The sequence below is a fragment of the Acinetobacter sp. 231_lipA genome (genome assembly GCF_058243005.1).
Genome location: NZ_JBZAYU010000001.1, coordinates 3,095,764 through 3,120,893 on the forward strand (window position 1 = coordinate 3,095,764; position 25,130 = coordinate 3,120,893).

The window sequence follows — 25,130 nt, forward strand, 5'->3', positions numbered from 1 at the left end:
ATCGTTCCTTAAATGTGACTTTTCAGCTGATGTGATTGCTTCGGCTTTTTTTGAAACTTGGCCTCAAGCTTAAAGCCCAAGAAAACACAGTAAGCAGTGCAGGTCATCACGCAAATCGTCCCAAGGACAATAGATAAAACCAGTTGCCAACCTTGGGTGAGAAAAAGATGTTTATATTTGATTAAGCCAATAATACAGGGAATAAAAAACAACAACAGTTCAGCTAAAAGCAAATCCGAACCTGACTTAATCCAGTCCAGCTTAAATACACCCGCTAACAGAGAAATAAGTAAAAGCGTTAGACCCACGACCCCACCTGATATCGGTAAAGACAGGGCGATTTGTATCAGCGTTCCGAGATACCAAATCCCAATCAGCAAACCTACTTGAAGAGTAGAACGATAAGGCAATTTGAACGAATGCATTGGAAGACCACAGGGTATAAGTTGTTGGTGTTATTTTAAGTTTGACCTGATCGTGTAATTATGAATAATAAAATAATAATTATGCTTAATTGGAATAATTTTGGATTTTAAAGCGCTAAAAATATTTGTGCAGCTGGTGAAAAGTCACAGTTTTAGTCTTGCAGCGGAGGAGCTATCTGTAACTCAACCCACTATTAGTAAATCTTTAAAACAGTTAGAAGACGAGATAGGACTGCCTCTATTTCATAAAGGCGAGGCAGGGCGTAAGCGAGAAGTCAAACTGACCTATATGGGAGAACAAGTCTATCTGCATGCCCTGCAGATTTTACAGCAAGAACAACAGATCTTTGAAGCAGCAGATCAAATTCGTGGGCTGAAACAAGGTGTGCTGAGATTGGGTTTACCACCTTTAGGTTCAGTACTGCTGAGTTCCTTAATCGTTAAATTTCACAAATTGTATCCCAACATTGAATTGAACTTTTTAGAAGTCGGCGCGACAGGCATTGAAGAAGCCATTTTGGCCAAAAAAATTGACGTTGGGATTTTATTGGGCGAGTTAAAACCCAGCATTCAAGGCATTCAAATTATCGATTCACCGTTGTGTTTGCTTTCCAACTACGATTCACAGTGGAGAAAGCGCAATGTGGTGCAGTTTGCTGAACTTAAAGAAGAGTCATTTTTACTGTATGCAGACACCTTTACTTTAAACCATGTGATTCTAGATGCGGCGATGGCGGCTGGTTTTGAACCCAAAGTGTTATGCAAAAGTAGCCAGTGGGACTTTATTGCCAAAATGGTCGAGTCAGGTGTCGGTATTGCTTTATTGCCGCAAATTTATTGTGAGCAGTTAGATCGCGCAAAATTCAGTGTCAGTTTAGTGGAACAACCCAGCTTACGTTGGAACTTAAATATGGCATGGAATTCAACCGTGGTGATGAATCCTGCAACACGTGCATGGTTATCGATCATTGATGAATATAAAGATCAAATTCATTTTTAGATATTTCATCTTCAGACACGCTTTATTAAAAAATGATCACTCTGGTTACGTTTTGATTACCTAGTGTTACCTTATGCTTACAAAAAAATGTCTAAATACCAATTTATTGATTAATAAGTAAACAAAAATGTTTCATAAAATCAGATCAAAGTCTCTGTGCCCGATTTTTGTATAGTCTAAGTGCAAACATAAAAACGGAGGCTAAATGTTTAAATTTAAGAATGATATTGTGCACGGTGCGCTTTTTGACATGGATGGAACAATGTTTGATACCGAGCGTTTACGGTTTCAAACCTTGAAACAGGCATCCAAAGAGCTAATTGGGGTCGAGTTTTCAGATGCCTACCTTATGGCATGTTTAGGCTTAAGCGCCCGAAGTGCGGAAGCCTTGGCGCAAAAGCAATATGGACAGGAAGTTCCCTATGCAGAGATTCGTAAACGGGCAGATGAATTAGAATTAGAAACAGTGCGCCAATATGGTGTGCCGATTAAAAAAGGTTTGGTACAAGTTCTAGAACGCTTACGTAAAGCAGGATTACGTATGGCTGTGGCGACCTCTAGTCGAAGAGCGATTGCTGAAGAGTATTTAATCAATGCCAATGTTTATAAGTTTTTTGATGTTTTGGTCTGTGGTGATGAGGTTGAAAAGGGGAAACCACATCCTGAAATTTTCTTAAGTGCAGCGCAAAAACTGAACCTCGAACCTGCGCAGTGTTTCATGTTTGAAGACTCAGAAAATGGTATCCGCTCGGCACATGATGCTGGGGGAATCTGTGTACTGTTCAAAGATATTAAAGAACCCAATGCAAGCATGTTGGCACATGCCAATTATTATTTTGAAAATATGTATGACTATCTAACGGAATTAGATATCTACAGCTCACATCTGGAAATGTCTAATTTACAAGAAAGCTTTCCTCAAACTTTAAATCAACTAACTGTGGGGATTCATGGATTTGGTGCCATTGGCGGAGGCTATATTGCACAAATCCTGTCGCATTGGGATGGCTATACGCGTCCTAAAAAAATCTATGCGTCTACACGTAACAGTTTATACCGTTCAGCCGTAAATGCTTTTGGCGCATATTGCATACGTTATGGACAAGTGTCTTATGATGAACGTATTGAAAATATGCATATTATCGATGCTGAAGATTTACAGCAAATGCATGCCATGTACGTCGAGTCGAGTTTAATTGCGATTTGTTTAGCTGAAAATGCATTAGCCAGTGAAGCTGCAACCATTGCACAGGGCCTCTATGCACGCTATCTGGCGCAAGACGAGCAAGTTAAAACTCCACTGACGCTGTTAATTATCTTAAATAAAATTGGTGCTAAGCAGTTGGTTCTAGAGCAAGTGCGTAAAACATTGGTAGAGTTAACAGACCATGCTGTTGCTGACTTTATTTTAGAGCAGCACTATTTCTGCGATACGGTGGTGAACCGTATGGTGTCTAAGCTGAGCGATAAAAATCTATATCGTCAATTATGCATTAAATACAATATTTTTAAGCAATATCAACTTGATGACGAGAGTAATCAAATTGAAGTTGAAGATGTTAGTAAACTGAGTGCAGAACAAGAGCGCCGTGCCAGTGAATATGTAGAAGATTTAAGACAAAATTTTCAACCGAGTCATATTTTACAACATATGGATTTAATTCTTTTCAATGCTGAAATGGATATGCCGATCTATGTGGAAAACAAAAGTCCCTTACTCAGTAAAATGCGTCAAATGATCTTGGTAGATCAAATTTCAGATATTCAACTTATTAAAAACCGTTTATGGAATGGCGTACATGCCATGACTGCATGGTATGCAAGCCTACTCGGGCATCAGACCATTGGTGTAGCGATGGGCGACCCGCGAGTACAGTACTACGTTGAAAAACTGCTTGCAGAAGTAACGCAGGGTCTGACGCATTACCTGCCAAAACGCAAAAATGATTTAACGCGCTTAGCCCGAAGTTTTGATCAGTCTTGCCAGTATGCCTATAAAGATCCATGTAGTCGGGTTGGGCGTGATCCACTGCGTAAGTTGAGTGCATTTGAACGTGTATTTTCATCGGTCGCGTACAATGTCTCGCATGGATTTTCTTTTGAAGCACTATTAAGTGGTGCGATCTTTGGCTATTTGTATTTGATGGAAGAAGAGGAACAGCCCATAGATCTGTTGTTAGGGCATTTGAAGCAACAACTTCAACAGATGAACCTGTCAAAAGCGCACAAAAAGGCGCTGTATTATGTTATTCAAAAACGTCTCAATGAATATCAAAAAGGTGAGCTGGGAATGGAAGACTTTATGATCCCTGACCAACCTCAAAAGGCTGAAATGAGCTGTGCTTAAGCCTTCATGACGTTCAGATGTCTTTGAGCCGACTAAAATGTGGAAACACCATAAGAAAAGCTGGGTAAAAAGAGCTTTTCTTATGGTCTTAAATCTTTTAACGTTAGACCTAAGAGAGACTTGGTTTTTTTACAATGAAATGGGATGAGATCGGGGAACAACCGTGTTCAATTGCACGAACGCTGTCAGTGATTGGCGATCGGTGGACGATGTTGATTTTACGAAATGCATTCTTGGGTGCACGCCGTTTTGAAAGTTTTCAACAAAACTTGGGTGTCACTCGTCATGTGCTTTCTGAGCGTTTAAAGCGTTTGGTTGAACATGATATTTTGGAGAAAAGACCCTATACAGATCGTCAAGAGCGCTTTGAATATTGTCTGACTGAAAAAGGTTTGGCTTTATACCCAGTACTGATGTCCATGGCAATATGGGCCGATCAATGGATGGACGAAGGCTTAGGTCGTCCCGTGCAATTTATTCATAAAACCTGTGGGCATAGCATTCAGCCACATTTGGTTTGTAACGAATGTGGTGATGCCATACATGCCAAAGACATCAAAGCGATACCGACACAGGTTTATGTCGATGCTTTAGCTGTTCAATCAGACGTTAAACAAGCTTAAGTTTATAAACAGTTTGCAGGTTTTGGCACGCCTGCCAAACGACTCAGATGGCGCGCTACAAGCCCAGTATTAAACTTTTCTTGTAGTATGGCATTATTGATGTCTGCACGGACTGTCTTCATTAAAAACTTAATCAGTGGACGTGTTGCAGGTGAGTGTCCAAACTGTTGGTAAAACTGACGTACTGCCATGAGGATTTCAAAGTGCCAATCAGTCAATTCAAGCTCTAAAGATTTTGCTAGCTCTTTTGCAACCTCTTGATTCCAAATGGTGTAATCAACCAAATGACCATCTTGGTCTAATTCTAAATTCATCTAAACACTCAAAATTATTTCAAACTGATACAACGACTATGGTTTAAGCATAGCTCAGCAAACCTAGCATAGCTGATGGTTTGTAGGTTACTCGAATGGATAGCAGCTATATTTTCAGCATCCTGCTCAAGCACAAATATACAAGGCAACTGCTGAATAAAAGTATGCTCTATATACAGGGCTGCATCTCCCATTAAAACTACATCATCCCCTGATTGATACAGGTTTTGTAACTTACTCAGCGCTTGTTCCGTCGCGGAAAATGGAGACTGCACTAGATAAAGTGTTTTGCTCATAGTTGTCTCCTTACCAATACAATACATGGTCAAACTGCTGTATTAAATTGACATTGAGTTCAACATATTCGATTTCTTGCTCTGTTTCTTGAACAAAAGCAGAAGCTTGATTCTTGGTTTCAATCCAAATTGGGCTTAAGTCATAAAACTCAAAGCTATCAACCATGTTTGAAGCCAGTTTAAACGCATGTTTTAAGGGTTCAAATGATTGAGTATTGTTTAATAAGCTGAGTGCAGCATCTTGTAATAGGACTTTGACTTCACAGCCAAAAGTCGCAAGAACCATCGTTGCAGACAGGCTTTCATGCACTTGCAAAGAGTTCAAATTGGCTTGGGTTAAAATAACCAGTACAGATTTCACACAATATACCTTTTAAAAGCAACAAATTCTTGAAAACTTAGCACTTAGAATTGAATTAAGCGCTCTGCAGACTGAACAGCATCGGCCAGTTCCCCTAGGCCTACCAAGTCAAAACCTGTAGCAAGATTATGCTGTGCTAACTGATGACGCTGTGCGTTTTCGGCATTGGTAATTCCTCGGGCTAAGGCTGCACTTACACAAACGGGTAGGCGAATGGCGAGTTTTTGCCACTCAGAACATAGATTCCGTTGGTCGTCAGGTACCCATTGCAGGGCATTGGCAACTTGAACAGCATCTTGGTAGAAAAACACTCGAAAGGGTTCATTTTTCCCATGCAGTGCTTGCGCTAAACCTAGAGCATGCCATGCATGAATTGAACTCGGTGCGGAGGTAATTAGTAATAAAGTACTCATCAAACTTCACTAGAGGAATGTCCAAAGCTTGCTTGGTACATTCGGACTTCATAATAAAAAGGTAGTATACAATGATTTTAGATGATCTTTTCTAAAAATAAGACAAAAATTAAAAGTAAAAATAAAATTAAACTAATAAAAACAATAATTTAAAACCATGTATCAATCAAATACCATCACTAAACCTCTGACATATCTGCACAAAATCCCCTCTATTTCCTTTTATTTTTTTACTTTATAGATAGAATAAAAAGCAATCTGCACCAAATCTGCACCAAGAAATGAAACTACCCAAACCGATTCAGCGCGGCAACAGCTGGCGCATCACTGTGACTTATCAAAATAAGCGTTATTCGACTACCAAAGACTCTGCAAAAGAATGTGAGCTTTGGGCGATGGATAAATTGTCCGAGCTTCGATCTAACAAAAAAGCAATCGAACAAGGTGAAAAGCCTGCTTATCCATTTCGGGATCTATGCGCCAAATACTATCAAGAGCATGGTCGACACATGCGATCCGCACGAACAATCAATTTCAAAATAAAAAACCTTGATCGAATTGCACCAAATTTAGCAGACAAGTCTATTTATGACTTTAAGCCTGCCGATATTGCAGAATGGCGAAATAACCGTAAGAAAGAAGTAAAGGTGGCAACACTCAGGAATGAGCATGCGATTTATTCAGCCGTGTTCACTTATGCCATGAAAGAACTATTTCTGATTGATTCCAATGTGTGGCATTCAGTCACGATGCCAGGCAAAGAAAAATCAAGAAGTCAGCGTATCACTGAGGAAGATCAGGCTTTAATGCTCAAGGCGTTAAGTTGGGATGGAATCACCACACCTGAAACATCACGTCATTATGTAGCCTGGGCATTCCTATTTGCTTTGGAAACCGCAATGCGTCAGGGTGAAATCCTTGCCATGAAAAGACAGGATATTAAAGAAGGCTTTGTGCATTTACCGATGACTAAAAATGGTGAATCCCGAAACGTTCCATTATCTAAGGAAGCGAAACGACTTTTATCATTACTGCCTAAAACCAATAATCAACTTTTGCCAATTGATAAAGATCAATGTTGCGCCACATGGGTTCGAGCTAAGAAAAGAGCAGGGCTGCCGCATATCAACTTCCATGACTCGCGACATGAAGCTATTACAAGAATGGTGAAAGTAAGGAAATTACCGGTAGAAGTGTTGGCCAAGATTACAGGCCACAAGACGATTTCGATGCTGGTGAACACTTATTACAATCCAGATGCTCAAGACCTGGTGGAAATGTTTAATGACAGTGAGAGCTAATTAGCTCTCGGTCTGCCTCTTTTAACTTTCACGGTCAGCAAGTCATGTGCAAGGCGTGGATTGTATAGCGCCTTGCCTTGTGTGCCTTGATTAATCGGGGCTAATTTTTCCCGAATCGTGGTCACTGACAAGTTGTATTTCTGAGCTAGGTGAGAAGCTGAAACCAATTCGACATCAACCTCTTTAAGCTCCTTCACTGTTGCACCGCCAATAGTCTGACCTAACATGATTTGAGGCGGTCTTTCGGCTTCAACAGTGATGGTGTAACGAGCCATTCAAGACACCTCCTTTAAACTTTTTACTACCGTTTCAGGTAACCCAAACACATCTTTAAAAGCCTTATCAAATTCACCGCTTTGGATGAACTGATCGATCAGGTTTACTTGCTTATTGATCTCTAATTCTTTGTCGACATTTGTTTGTTGAATTTCAGTCATTGGCCTTGTCCTCCACATCAGCTTTTCGATACTCACTGCCCAGAATCTCAATAGCTACTGGCGCAACCTTTAGCGATGTTTCGAACTTAAAATATTCGCCCTTTTTCCAAGACAAGCCATAACCAGAACCCCAAGGCAGGACTTCTTCAGCCAGAATAATCTTGTTCAACTCATCGTAAGTCATAGACTTTGGCTTCATGGCATCATATTCAGCCTTGTGTTCTTTGGCAGTAGCACGAGGCAAAATAGCTAAATAACCACTTTTATGCTTTGATGTTTTCCATTTTGTTTTGTCAATTTCAGCCTTTGGGTCTGCCGACATGTTGAAGAAACGAAGACCATTTTGAATGCTGTCATGCGTTTGATGCATTTCAAAACCATAGTGCTTACAAAGCTTTGTAACTTGCTCATAAAAAGCATCACGCTTATCCATAAAAGCATCAATTTTCGCCAAGGTTTCAGTATCTTCAATTTTGTAAAAACAGGTTTGCTTAGTCATTGGCTGGCTCCCGTGCTTCATCCAATACTTCTGCAATATCTGCAAAACTCACATAATCGTCACCAAGTGCTTTTTTACCAAAACTGTCCATATTTGCCATAAGTTGAGCAAGTTGATGCTTATCAACCAAAACAAACCCTTCCGGCACCGCTTGGGTTTTGGCTAACCAACCTTTTTTAAACAAATTAAACGCTAGGGCAGTATCACTGTTTTCATAAGGGTTTTCATAATCTCCCCATAATTGATCTAAGCAGAAACCAATTTCCTCTGCTTCAATTTCAAAAGCCTCTTTGATTAAATCATCTTGTTTTTGAACATCCATCACTTCACCTCGCTGAGCAAATATCTGCGCGAAATCCTGATTTATTGTTTAAATTGCGCAAATAATTGCTCGAAATATTCATTTAACCACTGGCACAATCGTCAATTGACCGCCTGTTGTTGATTCAATCAATTTAGTGAAATAACCAATTGCATTACCTAATGTTGTTTCATCAGCTTGAGCAGGGCGCTTTACTAAAATCTCAATAGCCTCAAGTAGAATTCGTTTCTCATGCACTTCCATCACGCAACCTCGCATTCACGTTTATTTCGAGCGAAAATAGCATAGGCATCATCTTCACTAAAATTGATATCAATTAAGAAAAAGCCGTTTGGTGCAATCGGGTCCCACTTGGTGATATCACAATCATCCATCATGATTTCCCAATCATCATAATTAACAAGGCTCTCCATCCAGAACATCACAGTGTCTACACCAAAGTGGCTTTTAAATTTTTCCCACTCTTCACGACTTACGTATTCTTCGTTTTCCAGATGCTCATTCATGTATTTTGAATAAACTGGATGTGTCCAAGTTCCCATTTCACTGCGCACAATTTCAGCTGGCTCTAGTTTGTTATCTTCCATCACGCCACCTCATTAAATGGATCATGTTTCTTAAATTCTTCAAATAATTTGGCAGCTGGTCTGTTTAATCGACCGTTTTCCAAAATCATAACGCCACGTGGAAAGTTTCGATTGTTGATCTCGTGGTAAAAAGAGATAACACCAGCACGCGCCACACCTTTGTATCCAAGCTTCGCTAGCCAAATCAGAAATGCTTCACTCATGAGTGGGTGGACAAGAGTTGCTTTTTTCATAGAGTCACCAATGCTTTACGGAGGTAAGGATCTAAGTCATCTTGACGTAGCAACCAAGTCACATAACTTGGATCAAGGTCTTTAACTGCTGCGCCTTTATGTTTCCCAAAAGTTATGTACTTCGGTATACGGGCAGTTTCTGACATGATGAAAAGCGAATTCATGTCTTTAATGCCCAACTGCTCTACTAATGTTTTTAGAATTACACCAGTGAAATAGATGTCTGCTTTAGCATTGTGGGCATGTCGAAGGTGTTTTCGTGCAAGCTCCAAATCATCCATAACGTGGTAGTACATTGCGCTTAATGTGTGTGGCAATTCAGGCCATACCATGCGACATAAAGCCAACGTGCAAATACCTTTGACAGTGAAGTCTGGCTGGCATTTCTGAATAGCTTTAATGTCATAGTCAATATTGTGTCCAATTAGGTATTGGACATCTTGAGGCATCTTGAATGTGTCAAAGCTTGGCTTTTCAGCAATATCAGCTTCAAGAATGTGGTGCGTTGCTAAAGCACCCAGAGCGATAGGCTCAGGGCATGAGAAGTACTCATCAAAAACTTGCTCTTGGTTGATTACCAACACCCCTTGCTCAAAAGAGCAAGGTGCGTAAGCAATCTCAATTGGGTAACCATTCAAGTCGTGAGTTTCTGTGTCTAGGATTAATGCGCTCATTGGCTGATTCCTGATTTTGCTAATTCTTCAAGTTCTTTCATTACTTTCTGGACTTGGGTTGAATCAATTTCCATAAGAGAATCTATACCCAAGTGTTCACAAGCTGTTTTTACATCTAATCCACACTGGTCTATAAATTCCTGTAATTCATCCCGTAGGGCTTCTGATATCCCATTAAATTCAGGAGGTTCTATCCATGTATCGCGGGGTATATCGAATGTGCAGCCGAGTACTTTCGCTCGAGCAAGCATTGCTTGACGCATGTTTTGATAATAAGTGTGTTCTTTGTCTAGCTTTAGGGTCTCGGTCAGGTGATTTAAGTCGCTTGCATAAACTGCTTCTTCGCAGCTTTGTTTCCAGTTATCCAAATCCTCAAGTGCTTTATTTAATGCAATTTGAGCAGGGGTAAGCGTGTTGATATGAGTCTTCGCATCTGCAATTAAGTCTGCAAGAAAAGTAGGGTGTAACTTAAGATCAGGTACCCAAACCTCACCAGTCTCACCACCTAAAGCACCTGAATTTTTCGCATGGTGTGTTGGGGATGGCTTGAAGTTAATGACTCTCGCATTTTTACCTTCACCAGTAGTTACAGTGGTCAAATAACCCATGATGTCTGCAATACGATAAAGCTCATTACGATTCTTGCCACCAAGCTCAGGACGGTAGATGACCTGATCACCGCTTTGGTCTTCTGAGGCATGGGCAATAAAGACGACATCCTTACCAAAACTTAAAAGCGTATTGATGTACTGCTTAAACTTCATGTTTGCTAAGCCCTGGGCTTTTAACTTGAGTGCACCATCTTGCTGACGGTTATTCGCTGTTTTAAGCAAATGTGTCTTGATGGATTCAAGCATTGCGCCCACGGTATCAATAACAACAGTATTGAAAGGTGCTAAGTCTTGTTCAGTAATGTTTTCAATATCTGACCACTGCTGAACTGGAACAACAGCTCCGCGACGAAGTTCACCAGTACGGTGTGCACCACGGTCAAAGTCAAATGAAATGGCTTTATCTGCGGTGAATCCTAAAGACGTTTTACCAAGCCCCGGATCTGCATAAATGTAAGTAATAATCGCACTTACGTTTAATGCTTGGTCTGCTGGAATAATAGGTATGGCCATGATTATTTCCCCTTATGCCCAGAACAGTGAGCCTTTAGCTCGTTTAAATGATTTTGGATAAGTGCGTGTAAGTGACTTCTGAAGACGAATAGCCATAGTTTTTCTTTGTCGGAAAACTCGTTCACGTTCAAAGTTTTCACGGATCCAAGACTTAGCAGCGTGAACCTCAAGCGTGATTAACTGTTCGGTACCATCCTTATTGACCACATAGATATGGCGACCTTTTTCAAAGTAGGTTGAATGGCCTAGACGCATACGGATGTTGCCTTCGTCATCTTGGCTGATGAACTCGGAAAACTTTTGAGTAGAAGTAGTCATTAGCCCGCCTCCACTAAACGATGTTTTTCGATATAGCCTTTGATGAGGGCATTGAAGTTCTGATGGTCGATATGGTTTGTGAAGTCGTTGTATGGATTGCCTAAGGCATCTGAAACGGTCACTTCATCAAGGCTGGTTACGTCTACTGCAGTGAATTCACTACCTGGTACGCCGTAGCTGTCAGGAAATGCCTCAACTTCAAAACGTGCAGTAACGCGGAAACCATCTAAACGAATAATCGCTTCGCCGTGGTTATCACCAGTCATGCGTAATGCAAGGAGTTGATATTCAGAAGGTGCTACGTTGGCAACGATAGGTTGAGCAGCCTGAGGTGCAGTTTTAAACCCACAGCTAAGCACGCCTATTGTTACAGCAGCTACACCAAGAGATATCTTGATGGTATTGAAAGGGGATAAGGTTTTGTTCATAATTGATCTCGCAGTTTCTGTAAAAGCACTCAAAGGGTTCGAAGTCTTGAGTGCTTTTTTAATGTCTGTGAGATAAATATAACTATAGTTATTTTTATAGTCAATAGAAAATCAAATAAAATATATCTAAAGTTATATAAAATTATAGTTGTAAGAATTTTTATGTTTTAATAGGCAAAAGAAAACCCACCGCTGGGGTGGGTTGGATGGAGTTTTTTTTAATGACTAAAGAAGAGTTTCGAGCAAATTTGTATACAGCCTTAGTGGCTACAACACAAAACCCAGTTGTTATTCAAGAGCAAATCAAAATAGCTGAGGAGTTTGTATTCTCTAGCGCAGTAGTGAGCACCGAACGATTAAATGCTATGCATCAGACCGTAAAAGTGGTTTGTGACAATACTCTCGTCGGTGTTGAGACAAATAAAAAACGACAAGACTTGCTTCAAACCGTTCTAAATGATCCAATGCATCAACAGCTCCGTGCTTATAAAAGCCAACTTCTAAGTTATTCTGAGAATAATAAGCGCGATCCAGTGAATGCATTACTCGAAGATTTATTCTCAATATTATAGATGAATCACTCTCTATAATTATTTTCAGGGGTGTCGTCAGCATCTGCGACAACAATAATCATGTGTTTTTGCTGATGCCCTGATGATAAATACATAAAGTGGCGCGCAATAACCTTAAAATGAGCAAAATTTCCTCTTTCTTCTAACGGGCTGCAAAGGTCGATCATAATGCAATCACCTATAGAGGGAATTGGTTCTCCTTGCTCCACTTCATATCCAGCATCGGATAGCGTTATATTGTCAGGTCTATCAGCATCTTTAGCCAAATATTGAAATTCAATTTTCACTTAATTCTCCACCCGATCTATTCTTAAGGACTGCGTCGGGTTCGCAGCTTTTATTCTTTTTCAAAGTCACTGATGACTTACTTTATAAACATCCAGAGATAACCTAAACAAACTCATACCGGCCCAGCTTCGCAGTATTTAAAAGTTCTTCGTGATTACATAACTCTATTCTTGAAATAAAGTCTAAAGGCATAGTCAGTCTCTCAGCAGTAATGGTCTCGAAGTGAACCCAGATTGCAGCATCTTGATTCTCGAAGCTAATACTTACAAGTTTGACCAGGTCGTAAGGCTCACTATCATGGAGTAAGACAATATTGTAGAAATGATCTGTGCGTACATATGAGATAAGCATTTCATGAATAGCAGTTTGTTCATCACTGCTTAGCTCGCTATATTTGCTCAGCTCAATGTTATTGTATTCTTTACTCATTAATCATTCTCATTACGTGATTAAGCCGCATATAGCGGCTTTTGTTAGCGTCGAACTCGCTTTACAACCTGTTTCCACCAGTACTGCCCTAATATGGTTATACCTTCTGATTCTATTTTGCTAGGGGAGTAGTACTCGTCAGGAAATTGATTTTTATCAGGGTTTGCTGAGACAGCCTTAAAGCCACCCTTACCTTCGTCACTCCAATTAAACAAGTATTTAATTTTTGTATCATCCCCAACCTGAAAAGCATAAATTTCCCCGTCGTAAATGGTTCTAGCAGACATATCAATTGATATGGCCTGTCCATCTTTTAATTTAGGAAACATGCTTTCGCCGCGAACGTGAATTACCTTGGTTGCGGATGGTTGAACATTACATTCCTTAATTAGATCAACAGGGAAAAGCATCTTATTGTTGCTTGGCTTTTCTAAATTTAAGTAGCCATTGCCAGCACTCACAAATACATCATCATAATAATCAATAGCTACGTATCCATCTGGAACGGGATCGCCAGATTGATAGATATTAACCTCCATCGCAGATATATCGGCATTGCTTTTTTCTGGAGTTGATTCACTACCAGTTGTTAACCATAGAGGGTCAACATTTAAAAAATTAGCAATCAGTGGAAGGAAAGATGATTTCAGATTTCGACCAGATTCTAAGGCTTGATATGCAGGCTGAGACATTTTCACAGCTTCCGCTACTTCTGCTTGGGTTTTCCCCGCACGCTTTCTTGACTGCTTAAGTCTGTCTTTTAATTCCATCTTTCAGAACCTCAAAATCTTAATAACAAATATATAACCTTGGTTATATGAGTTCAAATAGTTATAGTTATTGACTAAAAATAACTATAGTTATAATATTGGTTATATCTAGTGAGGATATAACTATGAGTAACACCACAAATAATATTTTCCAGTTGCTCGTAACCCATTTTGGTGGGCAGGAAAATACAGCAAAAGCCCTTGGGGTCAAACAACCAGCAGTGTCTGGCTGGGTGCGAGGCTCAAAAAGAATGTCTGAGATCGTTGCGATGAGAGCCCAGGCGGCGACAGATGGAAAATTCAAAGCGGTTGAGTTATGTCCATCTCTTAATGATTTCAAGCAATTGGCAATATAACCAATTATCACTTTGTCAAACCTTCAAAGAAACGTGAAACAAATAAAGGATTTCACAAATGCAAGAAATAACACTAAGCCGTGAAGCTCAAACGGCAATTTTTAAAATGATTAACCAGACAAAGGGAATTTCACCAAAGGAAATTGCTCAGGTCACTGGTGATTCGCATAACACCATATGCAACTACGGCAACGTAGGGATGCCAAACCATTTACCGAGCTTAAAGAAGCTTGAAACCATCATGATGTATACGCAGAACCCTGAAATTTTAAAGGTGTGGGCGCATCAGATGGGATACGCATTAGTACCAGTGGATTGTGACTCAAGCAAACATCATGAGCTATCGATCTTTGAAGCAATGATGCAACACAACATTAAGAGCGGGAAAGCAAACCGAGTTGTGTATGAGGCTTATGAGGATGGGGTGATTACACCAGCGGAATACGAAGAGATCCACCAGATTACCCAGGGCTTGATCGAGTTGATTACCGCCGTGGATCAGGCAGCGCTTAAGCAAATGCAGAAGTACACAGCAAATGCTCAAAAAGAAAAAGCCTGATCGCAGAAATCAGGCTTTTCAATTCATTAATTATCGGAACCAATGAATATGAGAACAAATTTAGCACAACAAGCAATTCAAGACAATTTAAATAACGATTTCTTACAAGGGGATACGGTGGTGCTAATCGCTCCAGTGACTCTTGTGAATCGTACTTTTGATACAGGCGATTTACTTTCCGTTGAGTACATAACCTCGTTGGGTGGTATTGGCGTTACAACGAATGGTGTGATCGTTGTGGTTGTAGATCCAACAGAGGTCCGTCATGCAACAACATTGGAGCTGAAATTAAAGCGCCGTTTAACAGATGCAGAACAAGCCTTAGCGGAGGTTCCATGATTACCAACAAGGCCATTCAAAAGAAGCCTGAGCATAAGCAGGTGATTGAGCTTCAATCATGGTACGAGCCAGCACTCCGCACATTAGATGGATTGCTGGAGATCCGTAGGGCAAATCTTCGCAAGATCAAGGGTGATGAAAAGAATGCTGCCGTCACCCGTGAAGAGTTTATGGAAACGTTGATCAATGAACATCATGTTTCAGTTTGGTATGCAGGTGAAATTATTTCAAGCCTACATCGAGCAGGTCATATTTTTATGTTTGGCCGCTTTATTAAAAATATCGAAAAAGGGGGTGCTCAGTGAGATATTCAGCTAAACGTGGGCAGAAAGATGTTCAAGCTCCAGCACCTATCGAGGTGATGATCCCTTTGCTTGATCCAGTGAAGATATACACACCTAAAGAACTTGCCGCAATGCCCTTATCAGTCATGAACCAAGCTATTGAGGCTCAGGAAGCTTATTTCATTCTTGAGCATACAACCCAAATGGGGGGGCAAGCCATAGCGATACGTCGCCAAATGCAAGAAGGTACCCAACTTATCCAGGTGAAAGAAAAGTCACGCACCAGGTACAAGATCAACAATCAATTTGTCGAACCTCGAATTATTCGTCAGTTGGAAAAACGTGGCTTAGTCAAATTGGAGGAAGCTAAATGAACTATTACCAACATCATATTGGGGATTTCAACAATGCGACTCGCCATTTGAGCTTGGTTGAGCGTGCTATTTATCGTGATTTACTGGATATGTATTACGACACAGAGCAACCCCTTGATGCTTCAAATTTGGATCGTTTGGCTCGCCGTGTTCAATGCTCAACTGATGAGCAAGTAAAAGCTCTTCAATATGTGCTAGATGAGTTTTTCACGTTGAATGATGGTCTTTATATCAACAATCGTTGTGAGCGTGAAATTGCTGAATACCACGGAAAACGTAAACAAGCGAGTGAGGCAGGTAAAGCATCTGCTAAAAAGCGTGCAGCGAAAAAGCAACAAGACCCCAATGGTGGTTCATCACAAGTTAAGCTTACGAATAACGAAAGTTCAACGACCGTTGAAAATCCGTTAGACGAGAATTTAACGGACGAGCAACTAACCATAAACCATGAACCAGTAACCAATATTATTGATAGTAGTAGTAATACGTGTGAGGAAAATTTTCCATTACCAGCAATTCAGTTTTCACAATACAAATCTGAAGACCATAAGCGATATTCAATTCTCGAATGCGTAAATCAATACTCACTCCAAAACGATTTTATTGAACTTGGAAGACAAAGATTCTGTGAAGTTCAAATCCAAGATTTGATTTCTATGTTTACCAACTTTGGTGATTTCTTCTCAGCTAAGGGTGAAGAATCCAAGAACACACCAAGTCTATGGTTGGTCAAGTGGTACACATGGATTCAAAACAACAAGGATGCTACGAAACGTCAGCGTGAAACACAATCAACATCTCAAAAACCAAAATCTCAATCAAGCGCAGGAAATAGAACTCAGGGTGAGGTCAATGAGTGGCTATCTGAAATTGGTGGTGAAGACACTCCATCAATTCGAGATGTTCATGAAGTGGAGGGTGTGAAATATGCGTAATGAATTAACACAAAATCAAGATCATTCTGTCCAACAGTTTGGTGAGCAAGATGCGCGCAAGCTGGTTGAAGACATGCTTTTGTCATACGGTAAACGCTTTACAGATCAATGGTCAGGCTTAAAAAAGGGGCAGGTGATTGATAAGTTTGTCCAGAAGCTTTCAGGTATCACCTTTGATCAATTTAATCGGGGACTGATTCGTCTTGAAACTTCAGCTTGGCCACCATCCGTAAACGAATTTAAAGATTGGTGTTTAGGTAAGTATGAATACCAAAGCCATGATGAGGCTTGGTTGCAGGCTTTGACTTACGAAAAACAGAATCGATCTCATGAAATCAATAAATTTGCAAAACAAGCATTTGATGAAGTTGTAAAGCCTTATGGATATTTAGGTTCAACAGATACGTTTTATAAAGTTTATAGCAGTGTTTACAAGCGAATCATATCTGAGGCTAAGGAGCGCAATGAGGCGGATGAATTACTAGAAGCAATTGCTCAATGTGGATTTACTGGTGATGATCCAAGCCACAAACCCGTGACCAACGATATTGCACGCCAGCAGCTGGAGAACCTAAAGCGAAAACTGAATGTCCGTAATCGTGAAATTCCGAAACCTCAAAAGCTTGAGGTGAGTGAAGCTGCGAAGCGGGTTCAAAACGAGTGGCCAGATCCTTTTGATAATCCAAATGAGTATCAGGCAATGAAAGCCAATGGATTCAATCGTGTTGGGGGTGAAGTGTGAAGCAGCAGAAATTCAGTACAAAACAAGCCGTGAAACAAGGCGAACGCATGGTGCTGGTTTTAAAGAAAATCATTCAGAAGTCTGGACGAACCAGTTTGAAAGAAGTTACCGAATGGATGGAAATATCACCACGTAATGCCAATGTTTTTGTAAATCAGCTTTTAGCGGAAGGGTATTTGGAGACAAACAGCAAGAGCCCTATGAGCCTTAAGGCTACAGAAAAGGCTAAACGGTTATTTGAGGTGCAGCCATGAATTTAACAATCGAACAAATGCGGGAAATTGTGGATGGAGCGCCTGAGTGGGCACAAGGTTTTTGTTTTGAGCTAAGTGTTTATGCAGCATCCAGTAAGGGGAGCAAACTCAATATTACTTGCTTGGACGACATTCGCAAAGCCATTGCTGACCACGACCGCATTGATACTTGCAGTGATATTCGGAATCACGTGTCTCCAAATACGAAGGTGATTGAGCATGAGTGAATTACAAGATTTGTTTGAGCAAAGCAATCCTATCCCTAAAGGCATTACTCGCTGTGGTGACCATTACGCCCAAACGGAATACATGTTGATTGACCCTTATGCAAGTAATTATGCAGCAAGGTTTAAGGGGTTTATGGAGGGTGTTAAGCACCAACAAGCCATCATCGACAACCTGAAAACCCAGCTCAACAACATGGAGCAGTGTTATATCCAGCTCAAGCAAGAACATAATGAGTTGATTAAGCATGACACCCGAGTTGATCGAAAGTGGAAATCTGCGGAAAAGACTGCTGAAAAGTACAAGTCTAAAGTTTTGATGATTGCTGATCTTTTACGTGATTCCACTGATCAAGATATGACATTGAAGGCCATTAAAACCGTAATCGATCGGGTGGGTGAACATGGGTAATAAAGATCAAGTTACTGAGCGTGATATTCGTTTACCTCAATTTAAGGATTCCAAGCTAGAAGATTTAGAGTTTGATGGAACGGGTGATGTTGTTAGGAAAGATCGATTTGAAACATCAATGCGAAAAATCTCAGGAATGCTTCACGGTGTGAATGGTCTTTCTTCACGCAGTAGTTGGACATGCGAACAGGTGGTAGAGGCTGTGAAGATCGTTTTGGAGCGAGGTGCAAGTGACCAGCATCTCCCTCGCTGAATATCGAAGAATCTACAAACCAAAACGTAGAGCTAAACGTCCCGGATCGGTCAAGAAACAGCGTGTTGTTAGTGAGGGTGAGGTGATATTGGCCACAGCTCTGAGAGCTTTAAAGGTTGAGTTTGAGCAGGAGTTTAAGTTTCATCCTACACGTAAATGGAGAGCTGATTTTCATTTGAAGGGCAAAAAGGTATTGGTCGAAGTGGAAGGAGGGATCTGGAGTAATGGCAGACATACAAGGGGAAAGGGTTATTTAGGAGACTTAGAGAAATACAACACAGCAACAATGATGGGTTATCAGGTAATACGGTTTAGCACCGAGCAAGTGAAAAGCGGCAAAGCGATTGAGCAAATAGAGAAGATGGTAGGGGATTTGGGATGAATGCAGTTATGGCAGATAAATTTGAACAATTTGAATGGTTGACTCATGGCATTACTGCGAAGTCGCCAAACTTTGAGCCACAAGCTCATGGCACTGGGGAGAAGCCTTTGAACTACGAAGATCGTTTAGGTGCCATTGCTACAATGGATACCCAGCTAGCGAAGTCGGTAACCTCAGTTATTGTTTATGGTGAGTGTTCAGTAAGTGACTTTGAGTACATTCGTAATCATTTGGCTAAAATTATGATGGATGCTGCGTATGCAGATAAGAAGCGCGAGCCTGAGCAAATTGCGATTTACCACCTATCATGGCAAGTAGCAAAGATGGTGATAGTTTTTGCACTAAATCCTGATTACGAAAACAATTTTACATCCAAGGGCCGATTAGAAGTTGTTGCTGGAATTTCAACTATTCAGATGCCTGCTAATATTTATCGACAAACATGGAAGCCTTACGAAAACCTTATGGTAATTGCATTAGAAATGGCAATCAAGGAAGCATCAGAAGCAATTGATAAGTACCGCCGTGCCACATACAAGGAGTTTGAGGCATAGTATTTTGGCGCTATAAAAATAAGTTAGCATTATTCTGCTAACTAGGGTATCTTATTCCTATACTGGTCGTATTACGGTTTATCCGAGACCAAGCTTTAAAAGCTCATCAAACGATGGGCTTTTTTTTGACATAGTTTGTTCATGAAAATAAGCGATAATGAATTTTTGTTTTGAGCTTTAACTGAAATGGCAATTCTAACTGTCAAGAAATTAGATGATACTCTTAGTGAATTAGTAGTTAACGGCAAAAAACCTGAAAAGATTTTGTTGGGTTATAAAGCGTATGGCGAGCTAATGAATGATCGTAGCTTTTTTGAGGAAGTAGCAGGATCGGCAATGGATCCAAACAAACGAAAATATAAAAATATTAAAATTAAGGTTACCCAAGACGAATACCAGCTTGAAGTGAAGTGTCAAAAATAGGTTTAAGCATCAAGGAAAGCTCGCCAAATGGTGGGCTTTTTTTTATTCCTAAATAATTTGGAATAAAATGTGAATGAGATCTCAATATAAACCAAGTATATTAGTGGTATTAAGTTCTCCATGATAGTTAATATCAGTTTATACCTGCATCTTCCCCAAGTTGCAGGTTTTTTTTTGCTTCATTTTTTATACGATTAATGATTTAATTATTTTGTTGTAAATAAAAAAACAACGATTCCTTGTATCGGCGCAAATGACCAAGGGGAAAAGCCTTACAGAGATGTAGGGCTTTTTTATTGCTGTATACAAATTGCATGGGCTTTGATGGGCTTTTTAAACAACTAAGATGGTATAGTGACACTCTCTTTTAAGTGCTCCTCTATATGCCTGAAATCTATAAATACATTTACACTCAGATGAGTATATTCGGTTCATTACCAACACATAAAGTTCTTATAAATAGTACACATAACAAGACCAAATTAATTTTCGCTGATAATACTTTTGTTTATGGGGCTGTTTCTGATTGGGCATTAGGTCTATCCGGGCTTGATTCGAGAAAATCAATATGGTCAGAAGAACCCAAGTTGTTTTTAGAGGGTGAAAAGAGAAGATTGAGCCTCTATCGAGCATCTCATCCAGCATTTATAACTGAAGCAATTTTAGGGTAGGCTTAAGATATTTTGAATTTCGTTAATACTATAAGTGCTTATATTTCAAATAAAGTTTGCTTTGTGGTTGCTTAGGGCGTATAAAGCTAACTCGTTGATGCGGGATGGAGCAGTCTGGTAGCTCGTCGGGCTCATAACCCGAAGGTCGTTGGTTCAAATCCAGCTCCCGCTACCAACGAAAAAAGATTCAAAGTTTATAGCCTAGTCCCCGTGGATTAGGCTTTTTTTATGGCGGCTTGACTTTATTCGTAGTGGTTTAAAATTTAATGCCGCCACCCAGATTTTACATACATCAAAGCTCGGTCAAATGACTGGGCTTTTTTGTTGCCGAAATTTGGCAACCCTATCCTGTGAGTGTGCCAGCTTACAGAACATGCCTTGAGTAAACGCCTAGATGGTTTAGGCAATTCCAGCTAGGGCTTGGCAACCCGACCTTAAAGAGAATGAAAGCAAGTGAAGTTGACCGTGCATGTAAGGTTAATGTGATTGTGAGTAGCGGTAGATCAGTTGCCGAGCTGATTAATATCGAACTATAGGCAGGGGTGTGGCAGATCACCACATCCTTATTAAGTTACATAGTGAACAATAATTCATCAAAATGAGATTGGATAGATACAATTTCGGGTGATATTTTTAATTAAATATTCTACATGGATGGAATTAAAGATGAAGCTACTAACTTTATTAGGTATTGGTGTTATGGCAAGTTGCTGCTATAGATCAAAGCGCATTGCTAGCAAACACGCTTCACACTCAAACTTCGATAAAATTGTTCAAAAAGCTGCTCTGCATGGCTTCTAAACAATTTAGTTAGTGTTGGGTTTTGTAATAAATATATGATTGTAGGAGAACGAAATGCTTCAATTGTTAATTTGTTTATTTGGCCTTCATGGTGCAACTGAGATTGACGGTGAAGTCAAAGAATGCCGTGATTGTTTGAAAGAAATATAAGGCCTTTCGCTACGTTTCCTTAGTCATTTGCCGAACGGATTACGGCACATAAAACCCCGCTCAATATGCATTATTGGCGGGGTTTTTCTTTTCTTATTGGGTGGATGCTATGACAGACAAAGTACAAGCTAAAAAAGACTTAGAGTTTTGCAGTGCTGAGCTGTCTAAGTATCAGAATCTCAGCCGTTCGGGTTTGACACGGGATGAGATGCTGGCAATAGATGGCATTATGATTAAGTTGAAAGAGCGGGTTAAGAATCTAAGAACAACCCTATGCGATAATTAACTAAAATTAACTAATACATCGTCTTTGTATAATTTCTTACATATCTATCACTGTAAATTGTGAGAAATGTATTCTTTTAGTGTTGATAATTTTTTTAATTGTGAGAGTATAAAAAAAGAACAATAAAGGGAGAAAAGTATGGCTTCACAAGATGTGCTTATAATCTCGGTTTCGGCCTTTGTCCTTGCATTAACGATTTATGAGTTTGGGCAGATGTCGATGTTGTTTTAAACTAAACCACCTTCGGGTGGTTTTTTAATGGGCGCAAAATATGAACGCAGACGACTATTTCTGGAAAACAAAAAAGCGCCCACCTAAAACCAAACCACGCTCTAAACCTCTTCCTAAAGCAAAAGAAAAATACCTAGAAGCTGAAGAGACTTTATTTCAGGAGTTAGAAGAACACCTGATTGGCTATGAGCGTAAATTTCAATTTGAATCCACTAAAAACTGGCGATTCGATTTTTATATTGTGAAGCTGAGACTTCTTATTGAAATAGCAGGTAGTCCTTGGGCTGTCGGGCGTGGTGGAAGAAAGATAGCAAACGCATTTAATAAGTATGATCTGGCTGAAGATATGGGTTACAAGATTCAGCGTTTTGAGCCACATGCAATTGAGTCGGGTGGTGTGATTCGGTGGATCAAGTCGCAGTTAGAGAGATTAGAAGATGGAACAGATCAGACCATTCCCACCGACGGATCTTATTGATCAGGCTGAGGAAGAAGAAGCAATTCGCCTTGCGCCCGCCGTGGAATTAAAAGAATGGGTGATTAAAAACTATTTGACCATTGGTGGCCACCTCCACAATCCAGATCATGACCATATCTCTGAGCTACTACACGACGATGAAACCTTCTTAGCTTTTGCTTGGGCATCATCTGCATGCCAGTCAAAGAAACGCATGGTACTCGGTCAATGTGAAAAAGTGATGTTTAACCAAGGTGGATGGAAGAAAGCCCGGCAGGAACAGCAGATGCGAGACTGGTTTGGTTGTGTGCCTGTTTATCTAATTACCATCGATGCCTCATTCTGTGAGCAAGCTTCAGATCATGACTTCTGTGCCTTGATCGAGCATGAGCTTTACCACATTGGCGTAGAACGTGATCAAGACGACGAAATCATGTACAGCGACAATACTGGCTTACCAAAGCATTACTTAGCGGGTCATGACGTTGAAGAGTTCTATGGCGTGGTCAAACGTTGGGGTGCAAACGAGAGTGTCAAGCGCTTAGTCGAAATCTCAAAGAATGCGCCGTTTGTATCTGATTTTAATGTGTCTGCGTGTTGTGGGAACTGTGTGATCAATTGAGCCTTTGGGCTCTTTTTATTTGGCCGTCTTCTTTGACGTACTTTGACGGATAGAAGGAAATGGCTACTTTAAATAAAAAGCAAAAACTCTTTATTGTGCGGTCACTTGCACAGTTTAATACACCTCAGGAAACCGTACTGCTCGTCAAAGAAGAATTTACGATTGATGTAAGCCGTCAGCAGTGTGAAGCTTATGACCCAACCAAGCGCGTTGGCAAAGACTTAAGCGCTGAATTAAAAGCTGAATTTGAGGCTACCCGTAAAGATTTTTTAGAAGCGCCGCAAAACATTCCAATTGCTAACCTGACTGTTCGATTGCAGAGATTGGAAAACCAATACCAAAAGCATGGCAAAAACCGAGTAGCAGCGCTAAGCATTCTCAAGCAAGCAGCTGAAGATATGGGTGGTAAATATACCAATAAGCAAGAAATTACAGGCGCTGGTGGTGGCCCATTGCAGAGTGAAAACGTCACTCCTGTGACCGCTACTGATGAGCAGATAAGGCAGGCAATAAATGAACTCGAGAGTGAATATTGATCCTGTAAAACTCAAAGCAAAGCGCATGAAGTGTGAAGATGAGCACCTGTTTTTTACACGTGCATTCTTTAAGCCCCGCATGGGGTTTAAGTTCTCAGTCAATTGGCACCATGAGTATATGGCTTGGGCGATTGACGAGGTTATTGCTGGGCGGATTGAAAACCTCGTAATTAATGTTCCTCCTGGTTCTGGTAAAACTGAGCTGCTGACCAATTTGATCCCGCGCGGTATTGCACGGAACCAGCGTTCAAGATTCTTATATTTATCATTCTCACAATCTCTAGTTGAGGATGTGTCATCTACAGCACGAAACATCGTTAAATCGGCTGATTTTCAGGGCTTATGGCCAGTGAAGATCTCAACCAATACAGATGCTAAGGCCAGTTGGAAAACGACTGTAGATGGCTATGAAGCAGGGCATGTTTATTCTGCTTCGATGGGTGGTCAGGTTACGGGCCGCCGTGCAGGTACATTGGCTGATAATGGATTCACAGGTGCAATTATCCTAGACGATCCGCTTAAGCCTGAGGATGCATTTAGTAAGACGGCACGTAACAAGGCAAACCGTAAGATTCTGAACACGGTCAATTCACGTAAAGCCAAGTCATCCACACCGATTATTCTGATCATGCAGCGTTTACACGTTGAGGATCCGACTAACTTTGTGATGACTGGCAACGTGCCAGGGAAATGGCATCAGATCTCGATACCGGCACTGATTGATGATGACTATATCAACTCATTGCCTGAGCATATTCGTAAGAAAGTGCCACGTGATGTCGAACGTGATGAGAAAGGACGTCAAAGCTATTGGCCGCTGAAAGAATCATTGCAGTCATTGCTGCAGTTAGAGAAAGGTGGACAGGACAAAGACGGTGCTACGGTATCGCGTTACACATTCAGCAGCCAGTATCAGCAAGAGCCTAAAAAGCTCGGTGGTGATCTTGTTAAGGCTGAATGGTTTGGTCGCTATCTCGAATTGCCTCCACTCAAGTGGCGTGCGATCTGGGCAGATACGGCGCAAAAGACTAAAGAGCATAACGATTATTCAGTGTTCTTATGTGCTGGTCTTGGTCATGACAATCGTCTGTACATCATTGACGTGCGCCGTGGCAAATGGGAAGCACCTGAGCTGATTAAGGAAGCTAAGGCTTTCATCAATAAGCATAAGGAAAGCAATACCAAGATCGGCAAGCTTCGATACATGGCCATCGAGGATAAAGCATCTGGAACGATGCTGATTCAAAACATTTCGCGAGATACCACATTACCAATCAAGGCGATTCAGCGTGATACAGACAAGCTGACTCGTACCATGGACGTGGTGTTCTACGTTGAAGATGGTCGTGTCATGTTGCCTGTAAGTGCGCCGTGGCTATTGAACTATGTGGAAGAGATCGAGGGGCTGACTGCCAGCATGTCACATGAGCATGATGACCAATGGGACCCTACCATCGATGCGATTAACGATTCACTTGCGAAAAAGCCGACTGTATTTGATTAGAGGTATTTATGGCTAAAGAT

44 protein-coding genes and 1 tRNA gene are annotated in these 25,130 nt (G+C 40.6%); 26 read left to right on the forward strand and 19 right to left on the reverse strand.

All coding sequences use genetic code 11. The features are described from left to right. Positions 1-8: 8 nt before the first annotated feature. Positions 9-425 (reverse strand): CidA/LrgA family protein, encoded by a 417-nt coding sequence (locus tag AC4CUX_RS15085; RefSeq protein WP_490747750.1) that lies wholly within the window; start codon positions 423-425, stop codon positions 9-11. A gap of 100 nt (positions 426-525) precedes the next feature. Here AC4CUX_RS15085 and AC4CUX_RS15090 point away from each other — a divergent pair, with 100 nt between their 5' ends. The 3 genes from AC4CUX_RS15090 (at position 526) to AC4CUX_RS15100 (ending at position 4,395) form a co-directional block, all read left to right on the forward strand. After that, positions 526-1,425, forward strand: a complete 900-nt coding sequence (locus tag AC4CUX_RS15090; RefSeq protein WP_279691392.1) for a LysR family transcriptional regulator — start codon at positions 526-528, stop codon at positions 1,423-1,425. A gap of 205 nt (positions 1,426-1,630) precedes the next feature. Then, positions 1,631-3,772: a bifunctional mannitol-1-phosphate dehydrogenase/phosphatase gene (gene mtlD, locus AC4CUX_RS15095; protein WP_279691390.1), complete on the forward strand. Its 2,142-nt coding sequence runs from the start codon at positions 1,631-1,633 to the stop codon at positions 3,770-3,772. Between the two features lie 134 nt (positions 3,773-3,906). After that, positions 3,907-4,395 (forward strand): winged helix-turn-helix transcriptional regulator, encoded by a 489-nt coding sequence (locus AC4CUX_RS15100; protein WP_078389734.1) that lies wholly within the window; start codon positions 3,907-3,909, stop codon positions 4,393-4,395. Positions 4,396-4,397: 2 nt separating this feature from the next. On the opposite strand, the gene AC4CUX_RS15105 is transcribed toward AC4CUX_RS15100, so the two are convergent. Genes AC4CUX_RS15105 through tusD form a run of 4 tightly spaced genes read right to left on the reverse strand, consistent with a single transcriptional unit; the run spans position 4,398 to position 5,779 of the window. Further along, complete coding sequence (locus tag AC4CUX_RS15105) at positions 4,398-4,709, reverse strand: TusE/DsrC/DsvC family sulfur relay protein (protein WP_078389733.1); 312 nt, start codon at positions 4,707-4,709, stop codon at positions 4,398-4,400. A 14-nt stretch (positions 4,710-4,723) separates the two neighbouring features. Further along, positions 4,724-5,005 carry a DsrH/TusB family sulfur metabolism protein gene (locus AC4CUX_RS15110; protein WP_279691387.1) on the reverse strand — a complete coding sequence of 94 codons (282 nt, stop codon included), beginning with the start codon at positions 5,003-5,005 and terminating at the stop codon, positions 4,724-4,726. Positions 5,006-5,015: 10 nt separating this feature from the next. After that, positions 5,016-5,366 carry a hypothetical protein gene (locus AC4CUX_RS15115; protein WP_279691385.1) on the reverse strand — a complete coding sequence of 117 codons (351 nt, stop codon included), beginning with the start codon at positions 5,364-5,366 and terminating at the stop codon, positions 5,016-5,018. 44 nt (positions 5,367-5,410) lie between these two features. Next, positions 5,411-5,779 carry a sulfurtransferase complex subunit TusD gene (gene tusD / locus AC4CUX_RS15120; RefSeq protein ID WP_279691383.1) on the reverse strand — a complete coding sequence of 123 codons (369 nt, stop codon included), beginning with the start codon at positions 5,777-5,779 and terminating at the stop codon, positions 5,411-5,413. 281 nt (positions 5,780-6,060) lie between these two features. Between tusD and AC4CUX_RS15125 the strand changes: the two genes are divergently transcribed. Beyond that, positions 6,061-7,080: a tyrosine-type recombinase/integrase gene (locus tag AC4CUX_RS15125; protein ID WP_125280173.1), complete on the forward strand. Its 1,020-nt coding sequence runs from the start codon at positions 6,061-6,063 to the stop codon at positions 7,078-7,080. Here the strand turns inward: AC4CUX_RS15125 and AC4CUX_RS15130 are convergent. The 11 genes from AC4CUX_RS15130 to AC4CUX_RS15180 form a co-directional block, all read right to left on the reverse strand. Then, on the reverse strand, positions 7,077-7,355 hold the full coding sequence (locus AC4CUX_RS15130) for a DNA-binding protein (protein WP_125280172.1): 279 nt from the start codon (positions 7,353-7,355) through the stop codon (positions 7,077-7,079). The two genes, AC4CUX_RS15125 and AC4CUX_RS15130, sit on opposite strands and share 4 nt — an antisense overlap. Next, positions 7,356-7,517 carry a hypothetical protein gene (locus AC4CUX_RS15135; protein WP_490738419.1) on the reverse strand — a complete coding sequence of 54 codons (162 nt, stop codon included), beginning with the start codon at positions 7,515-7,517 and terminating at the stop codon, positions 7,356-7,358. It lies immediately after the preceding gene. Further along, positions 7,510-8,037: a hypothetical protein gene (locus tag AC4CUX_RS15140; protein ID WP_490738420.1), complete on the reverse strand. Its 528-nt coding sequence runs from the start codon at positions 8,035-8,037 to the stop codon at positions 7,510-7,512. The genes AC4CUX_RS15135 and AC4CUX_RS15140 overlap by 8 nt, the downstream gene beginning before the upstream one ends. Next, positions 8,009-8,338: a hypothetical protein gene (locus AC4CUX_RS15145; RefSeq protein ID WP_490738421.1), complete on the reverse strand. Its 330-nt coding sequence runs from the start codon at positions 8,336-8,338 to the stop codon at positions 8,009-8,011. Before AC4CUX_RS15145 ends, AC4CUX_RS15140 begins: the two co-directional genes overlap by 29 nt. Positions 8,339-8,416: 78 nt before the next feature. Beyond that, positions 8,417-8,581: a hypothetical protein gene (locus AC4CUX_RS15150; RefSeq protein WP_490792506.1), complete on the reverse strand. Its 165-nt coding sequence runs from the start codon at positions 8,579-8,581 to the stop codon at positions 8,417-8,419. Further along, positions 8,581-8,925, reverse strand: a complete 345-nt coding sequence (locus tag AC4CUX_RS15155; RefSeq protein WP_490738470.1) for a hypothetical protein — start codon at positions 8,923-8,925, stop codon at positions 8,581-8,583. The genes AC4CUX_RS15150 and AC4CUX_RS15155 overlap by 1 nt, the downstream gene beginning before the upstream one ends. After that, on the reverse strand, positions 8,925-9,158 hold the full coding sequence (locus AC4CUX_RS15160) for a hypothetical protein (protein ID WP_094148750.1): 234 nt from the start codon (positions 9,156-9,158) through the stop codon (positions 8,925-8,927). The genes AC4CUX_RS15155 and AC4CUX_RS15160 overlap by 1 nt, the downstream gene beginning before the upstream one ends. Further along, positions 9,155-9,832 carry a 3'-5' exonuclease gene (locus AC4CUX_RS15165; RefSeq protein ID WP_490792507.1) on the reverse strand — a complete coding sequence of 226 codons (678 nt, stop codon included), beginning with the start codon at positions 9,830-9,832 and terminating at the stop codon, positions 9,155-9,157. Before AC4CUX_RS15165 ends, AC4CUX_RS15160 begins: the two co-directional genes overlap by 4 nt. Continuing rightward, positions 9,829-10,956: an ATP-binding protein gene (locus AC4CUX_RS15170; protein ID WP_490792508.1), complete on the reverse strand. Its 1,128-nt coding sequence runs from the start codon at positions 10,954-10,956 to the stop codon at positions 9,829-9,831. The genes AC4CUX_RS15165 and AC4CUX_RS15170 overlap by 4 nt, the downstream gene beginning before the upstream one ends. Positions 10,957-10,968: 12 nt before the next feature. Next, positions 10,969-11,274 carry a hypothetical protein gene (locus tag AC4CUX_RS15175; protein ID WP_201951001.1) on the reverse strand — a complete coding sequence of 102 codons (306 nt, stop codon included), beginning with the start codon at positions 11,272-11,274 and terminating at the stop codon, positions 10,969-10,971. After that, a complete protein-coding gene (locus AC4CUX_RS15180) occupies positions 11,274-11,702 on the reverse strand; it encodes a hypothetical protein (RefSeq protein ID WP_490792509.1) in 429 nt (142 codons plus the stop codon). Before AC4CUX_RS15180 ends, AC4CUX_RS15175 begins: the two co-directional genes overlap by 1 nt. Before the next feature lie 206 nt (positions 11,703-11,908). Here AC4CUX_RS15180 and AC4CUX_RS15185 point away from each other — a divergent pair, with 206 nt between their 5' ends. Beyond that, on the forward strand, positions 11,909-12,274 hold the full coding sequence (locus AC4CUX_RS15185) for a hypothetical protein (RefSeq protein ID WP_490792510.1): 366 nt from the start codon (positions 11,909-11,911) through the stop codon (positions 12,272-12,274). A gap of 5 nt (positions 12,275-12,279) precedes the next feature. On the opposite strand, the gene AC4CUX_RS15190 is transcribed toward AC4CUX_RS15185, so the two are convergent. The 3 genes from AC4CUX_RS15190 to AC4CUX_RS15200 all read right to left on the reverse strand — a co-directional run bounded on the left by AC4CUX_RS15190 (position 12,280) and on the right by AC4CUX_RS15200 (position 13,761). Continuing rightward, a complete protein-coding gene (locus AC4CUX_RS15190) occupies positions 12,280-12,561 on the reverse strand; it encodes a hypothetical protein (protein ID WP_151837174.1) in 282 nt (93 codons plus the stop codon). A 103-nt stretch (positions 12,562-12,664) separates the two neighbouring features. Next, positions 12,665-12,991, reverse strand: a complete 327-nt coding sequence (locus AC4CUX_RS15195) for a hypothetical protein (protein ID WP_151837173.1) — start codon at positions 12,989-12,991, stop codon at positions 12,665-12,667. Positions 12,992-13,035: 44 nt separating this feature from the next. After that, the gene (locus tag AC4CUX_RS15200; RefSeq protein ID WP_151837172.1) at positions 13,036-13,761 is read right to left on the reverse strand and encodes an XRE family transcriptional regulator; all 726 of its coding nucleotides are present in this window, start codon (positions 13,759-13,761) and stop codon (positions 13,036-13,038) included. A gap of 125 nt (positions 13,762-13,886) precedes the next feature. Between AC4CUX_RS15200 and AC4CUX_RS15205 the strand changes: the two genes are divergently transcribed. From AC4CUX_RS15205 to terL, 21 genes are all read left to right on the forward strand, one after another. After that, a complete protein-coding gene (locus tag AC4CUX_RS15205; RefSeq protein ID WP_058952049.1) occupies positions 13,887-14,117 on the forward strand; it encodes a Cro/CI family transcriptional regulator in 231 nt (76 codons plus the stop codon). Between the two features lie 58 nt (positions 14,118-14,175). Beyond that, positions 14,176-14,676 (forward strand): phage regulatory CII family protein, encoded by a 501-nt coding sequence (locus tag AC4CUX_RS15210; protein ID WP_159151754.1) that lies wholly within the window; start codon positions 14,176-14,178, stop codon positions 14,674-14,676. A 42-nt stretch (positions 14,677-14,718) separates the two neighbouring features. Continuing rightward, a complete protein-coding gene (locus AC4CUX_RS15215) occupies positions 14,719-15,015 on the forward strand; it encodes a hypothetical protein (protein ID WP_490792511.1) in 297 nt (98 codons plus the stop codon). After that, entirely contained in the window at positions 15,012-15,320 is a 309-nt protein-coding gene (locus AC4CUX_RS15220) for a hypothetical protein (RefSeq protein WP_094148391.1), read from the forward strand. The genes AC4CUX_RS15215 and AC4CUX_RS15220 overlap by 4 nt, the downstream gene beginning before the upstream one ends. After that, positions 15,317-15,673 carry a hypothetical protein gene (locus AC4CUX_RS15225; protein WP_131230307.1) on the forward strand — a complete coding sequence of 119 codons (357 nt, stop codon included), beginning with the start codon at positions 15,317-15,319 and terminating at the stop codon, positions 15,671-15,673. Before AC4CUX_RS15220 ends, AC4CUX_RS15225 begins: the two co-directional genes overlap by 4 nt. Continuing rightward, positions 15,670-16,608 (forward strand): YdaU family protein, encoded by a 939-nt coding sequence (locus AC4CUX_RS15230; RefSeq protein ID WP_340874112.1) that lies wholly within the window; start codon positions 15,670-15,672, stop codon positions 16,606-16,608. Before AC4CUX_RS15225 ends, AC4CUX_RS15230 begins: the two co-directional genes overlap by 4 nt. Beyond that, positions 16,601-17,350: a hypothetical protein gene (locus AC4CUX_RS15235; RefSeq protein ID WP_490792512.1), complete on the forward strand. Its 750-nt coding sequence runs from the start codon at positions 16,601-16,603 to the stop codon at positions 17,348-17,350. The genes AC4CUX_RS15230 and AC4CUX_RS15235 overlap by 8 nt, the downstream gene beginning before the upstream one ends. Beyond that, complete coding sequence (locus AC4CUX_RS15240; protein WP_490792513.1) at positions 17,347-17,604, forward strand: hypothetical protein; 258 nt, start codon at positions 17,347-17,349, stop codon at positions 17,602-17,604. The genes AC4CUX_RS15235 and AC4CUX_RS15240 overlap by 4 nt, the downstream gene beginning before the upstream one ends. Next, positions 17,601-17,831 carry a hypothetical protein gene (locus tag AC4CUX_RS15245; RefSeq protein WP_490792514.1) on the forward strand — a complete coding sequence of 77 codons (231 nt, stop codon included), beginning with the start codon at positions 17,601-17,603 and terminating at the stop codon, positions 17,829-17,831. The genes AC4CUX_RS15240 and AC4CUX_RS15245 overlap by 4 nt, the downstream gene beginning before the upstream one ends. Next, positions 17,824-18,240 (forward strand): hypothetical protein, encoded by a 417-nt coding sequence (locus tag AC4CUX_RS15250; RefSeq protein ID WP_490792515.1) that lies wholly within the window; start codon positions 17,824-17,826, stop codon positions 18,238-18,240. The genes AC4CUX_RS15245 and AC4CUX_RS15250 overlap by 8 nt, the downstream gene beginning before the upstream one ends. Next, positions 18,233-18,493: a hypothetical protein gene (locus tag AC4CUX_RS15255; RefSeq protein WP_490792516.1), complete on the forward strand. Its 261-nt coding sequence runs from the start codon at positions 18,233-18,235 to the stop codon at positions 18,491-18,493. The genes AC4CUX_RS15250 and AC4CUX_RS15255 overlap by 8 nt, the downstream gene beginning before the upstream one ends. Next, positions 18,471-18,875, forward strand: coding sequence for a DUF559 domain-containing protein (locus tag AC4CUX_RS15260; protein ID WP_490792630.1), 405 nt, complete (start codon positions 18,471-18,473; stop codon positions 18,873-18,875). Before AC4CUX_RS15255 ends, AC4CUX_RS15260 begins: the two co-directional genes overlap by 23 nt. After that, the gene (locus AC4CUX_RS15265; protein ID WP_148826319.1) at positions 18,872-19,429 is read left to right on the forward strand and encodes a hypothetical protein; all 558 of its coding nucleotides are present in this window, start codon (positions 18,872-18,874) and stop codon (positions 19,427-19,429) included. Before AC4CUX_RS15260 ends, AC4CUX_RS15265 begins: the two co-directional genes overlap by 4 nt. 186 nt (positions 19,430-19,615) lie before the next feature. Then, positions 19,616-19,852, forward strand: a complete 237-nt coding sequence (locus AC4CUX_RS15270; RefSeq protein WP_490792517.1) for a hypothetical protein — start codon at positions 19,616-19,618, stop codon at positions 19,850-19,852. A 383-nt stretch (positions 19,853-20,235) separates the two neighbouring features. Continuing rightward, entirely contained in the window at positions 20,236-20,523 is a 288-nt protein-coding gene (locus tag AC4CUX_RS15275; RefSeq protein ID WP_234303752.1) for a hypothetical protein, read from the forward strand. 98 nt (positions 20,524-20,621) lie between these two features. Further along, positions 20,622-20,698 (forward strand) — tRNA-Met (locus tag AC4CUX_RS15280). Between the two features lie 885 nt (positions 20,699-21,583). Then, complete coding sequence (locus AC4CUX_RS15285) at positions 21,584-21,760, forward strand: hypothetical protein (protein ID WP_171428497.1); 177 nt, start codon at positions 21,584-21,586, stop codon at positions 21,758-21,760. A 271-nt stretch (positions 21,761-22,031) separates the two neighbouring features. Beyond that, positions 22,032-22,469, forward strand: a complete 438-nt coding sequence (locus AC4CUX_RS15290) for a PDDEXK family nuclease (protein WP_489773899.1) — start codon at positions 22,032-22,034, stop codon at positions 22,467-22,469. Beyond that, positions 22,429-23,070: a putative metallopeptidase gene (locus AC4CUX_RS15295; protein ID WP_489773898.1), complete on the forward strand. Its 642-nt coding sequence runs from the start codon at positions 22,429-22,431 to the stop codon at positions 23,068-23,070. The genes AC4CUX_RS15290 and AC4CUX_RS15295 overlap by 41 nt, the downstream gene beginning before the upstream one ends. Before the next feature lie 59 nt (positions 23,071-23,129). Then, positions 23,130-23,606 (forward strand): DUF2280 domain-containing protein, encoded by a 477-nt coding sequence (locus AC4CUX_RS15300; RefSeq protein WP_125273674.1) that lies wholly within the window; start codon positions 23,130-23,132, stop codon positions 23,604-23,606. Beyond that, positions 23,584-25,110, forward strand: a complete 1,527-nt coding sequence (gene terL, locus AC4CUX_RS15305; RefSeq protein ID WP_490792518.1) for a phage terminase large subunit — start codon at positions 23,584-23,586, stop codon at positions 25,108-25,110. Before AC4CUX_RS15300 ends, terL begins: the two co-directional genes overlap by 23 nt. Positions 25,111-25,130: the final 20 nt, after the last annotated feature.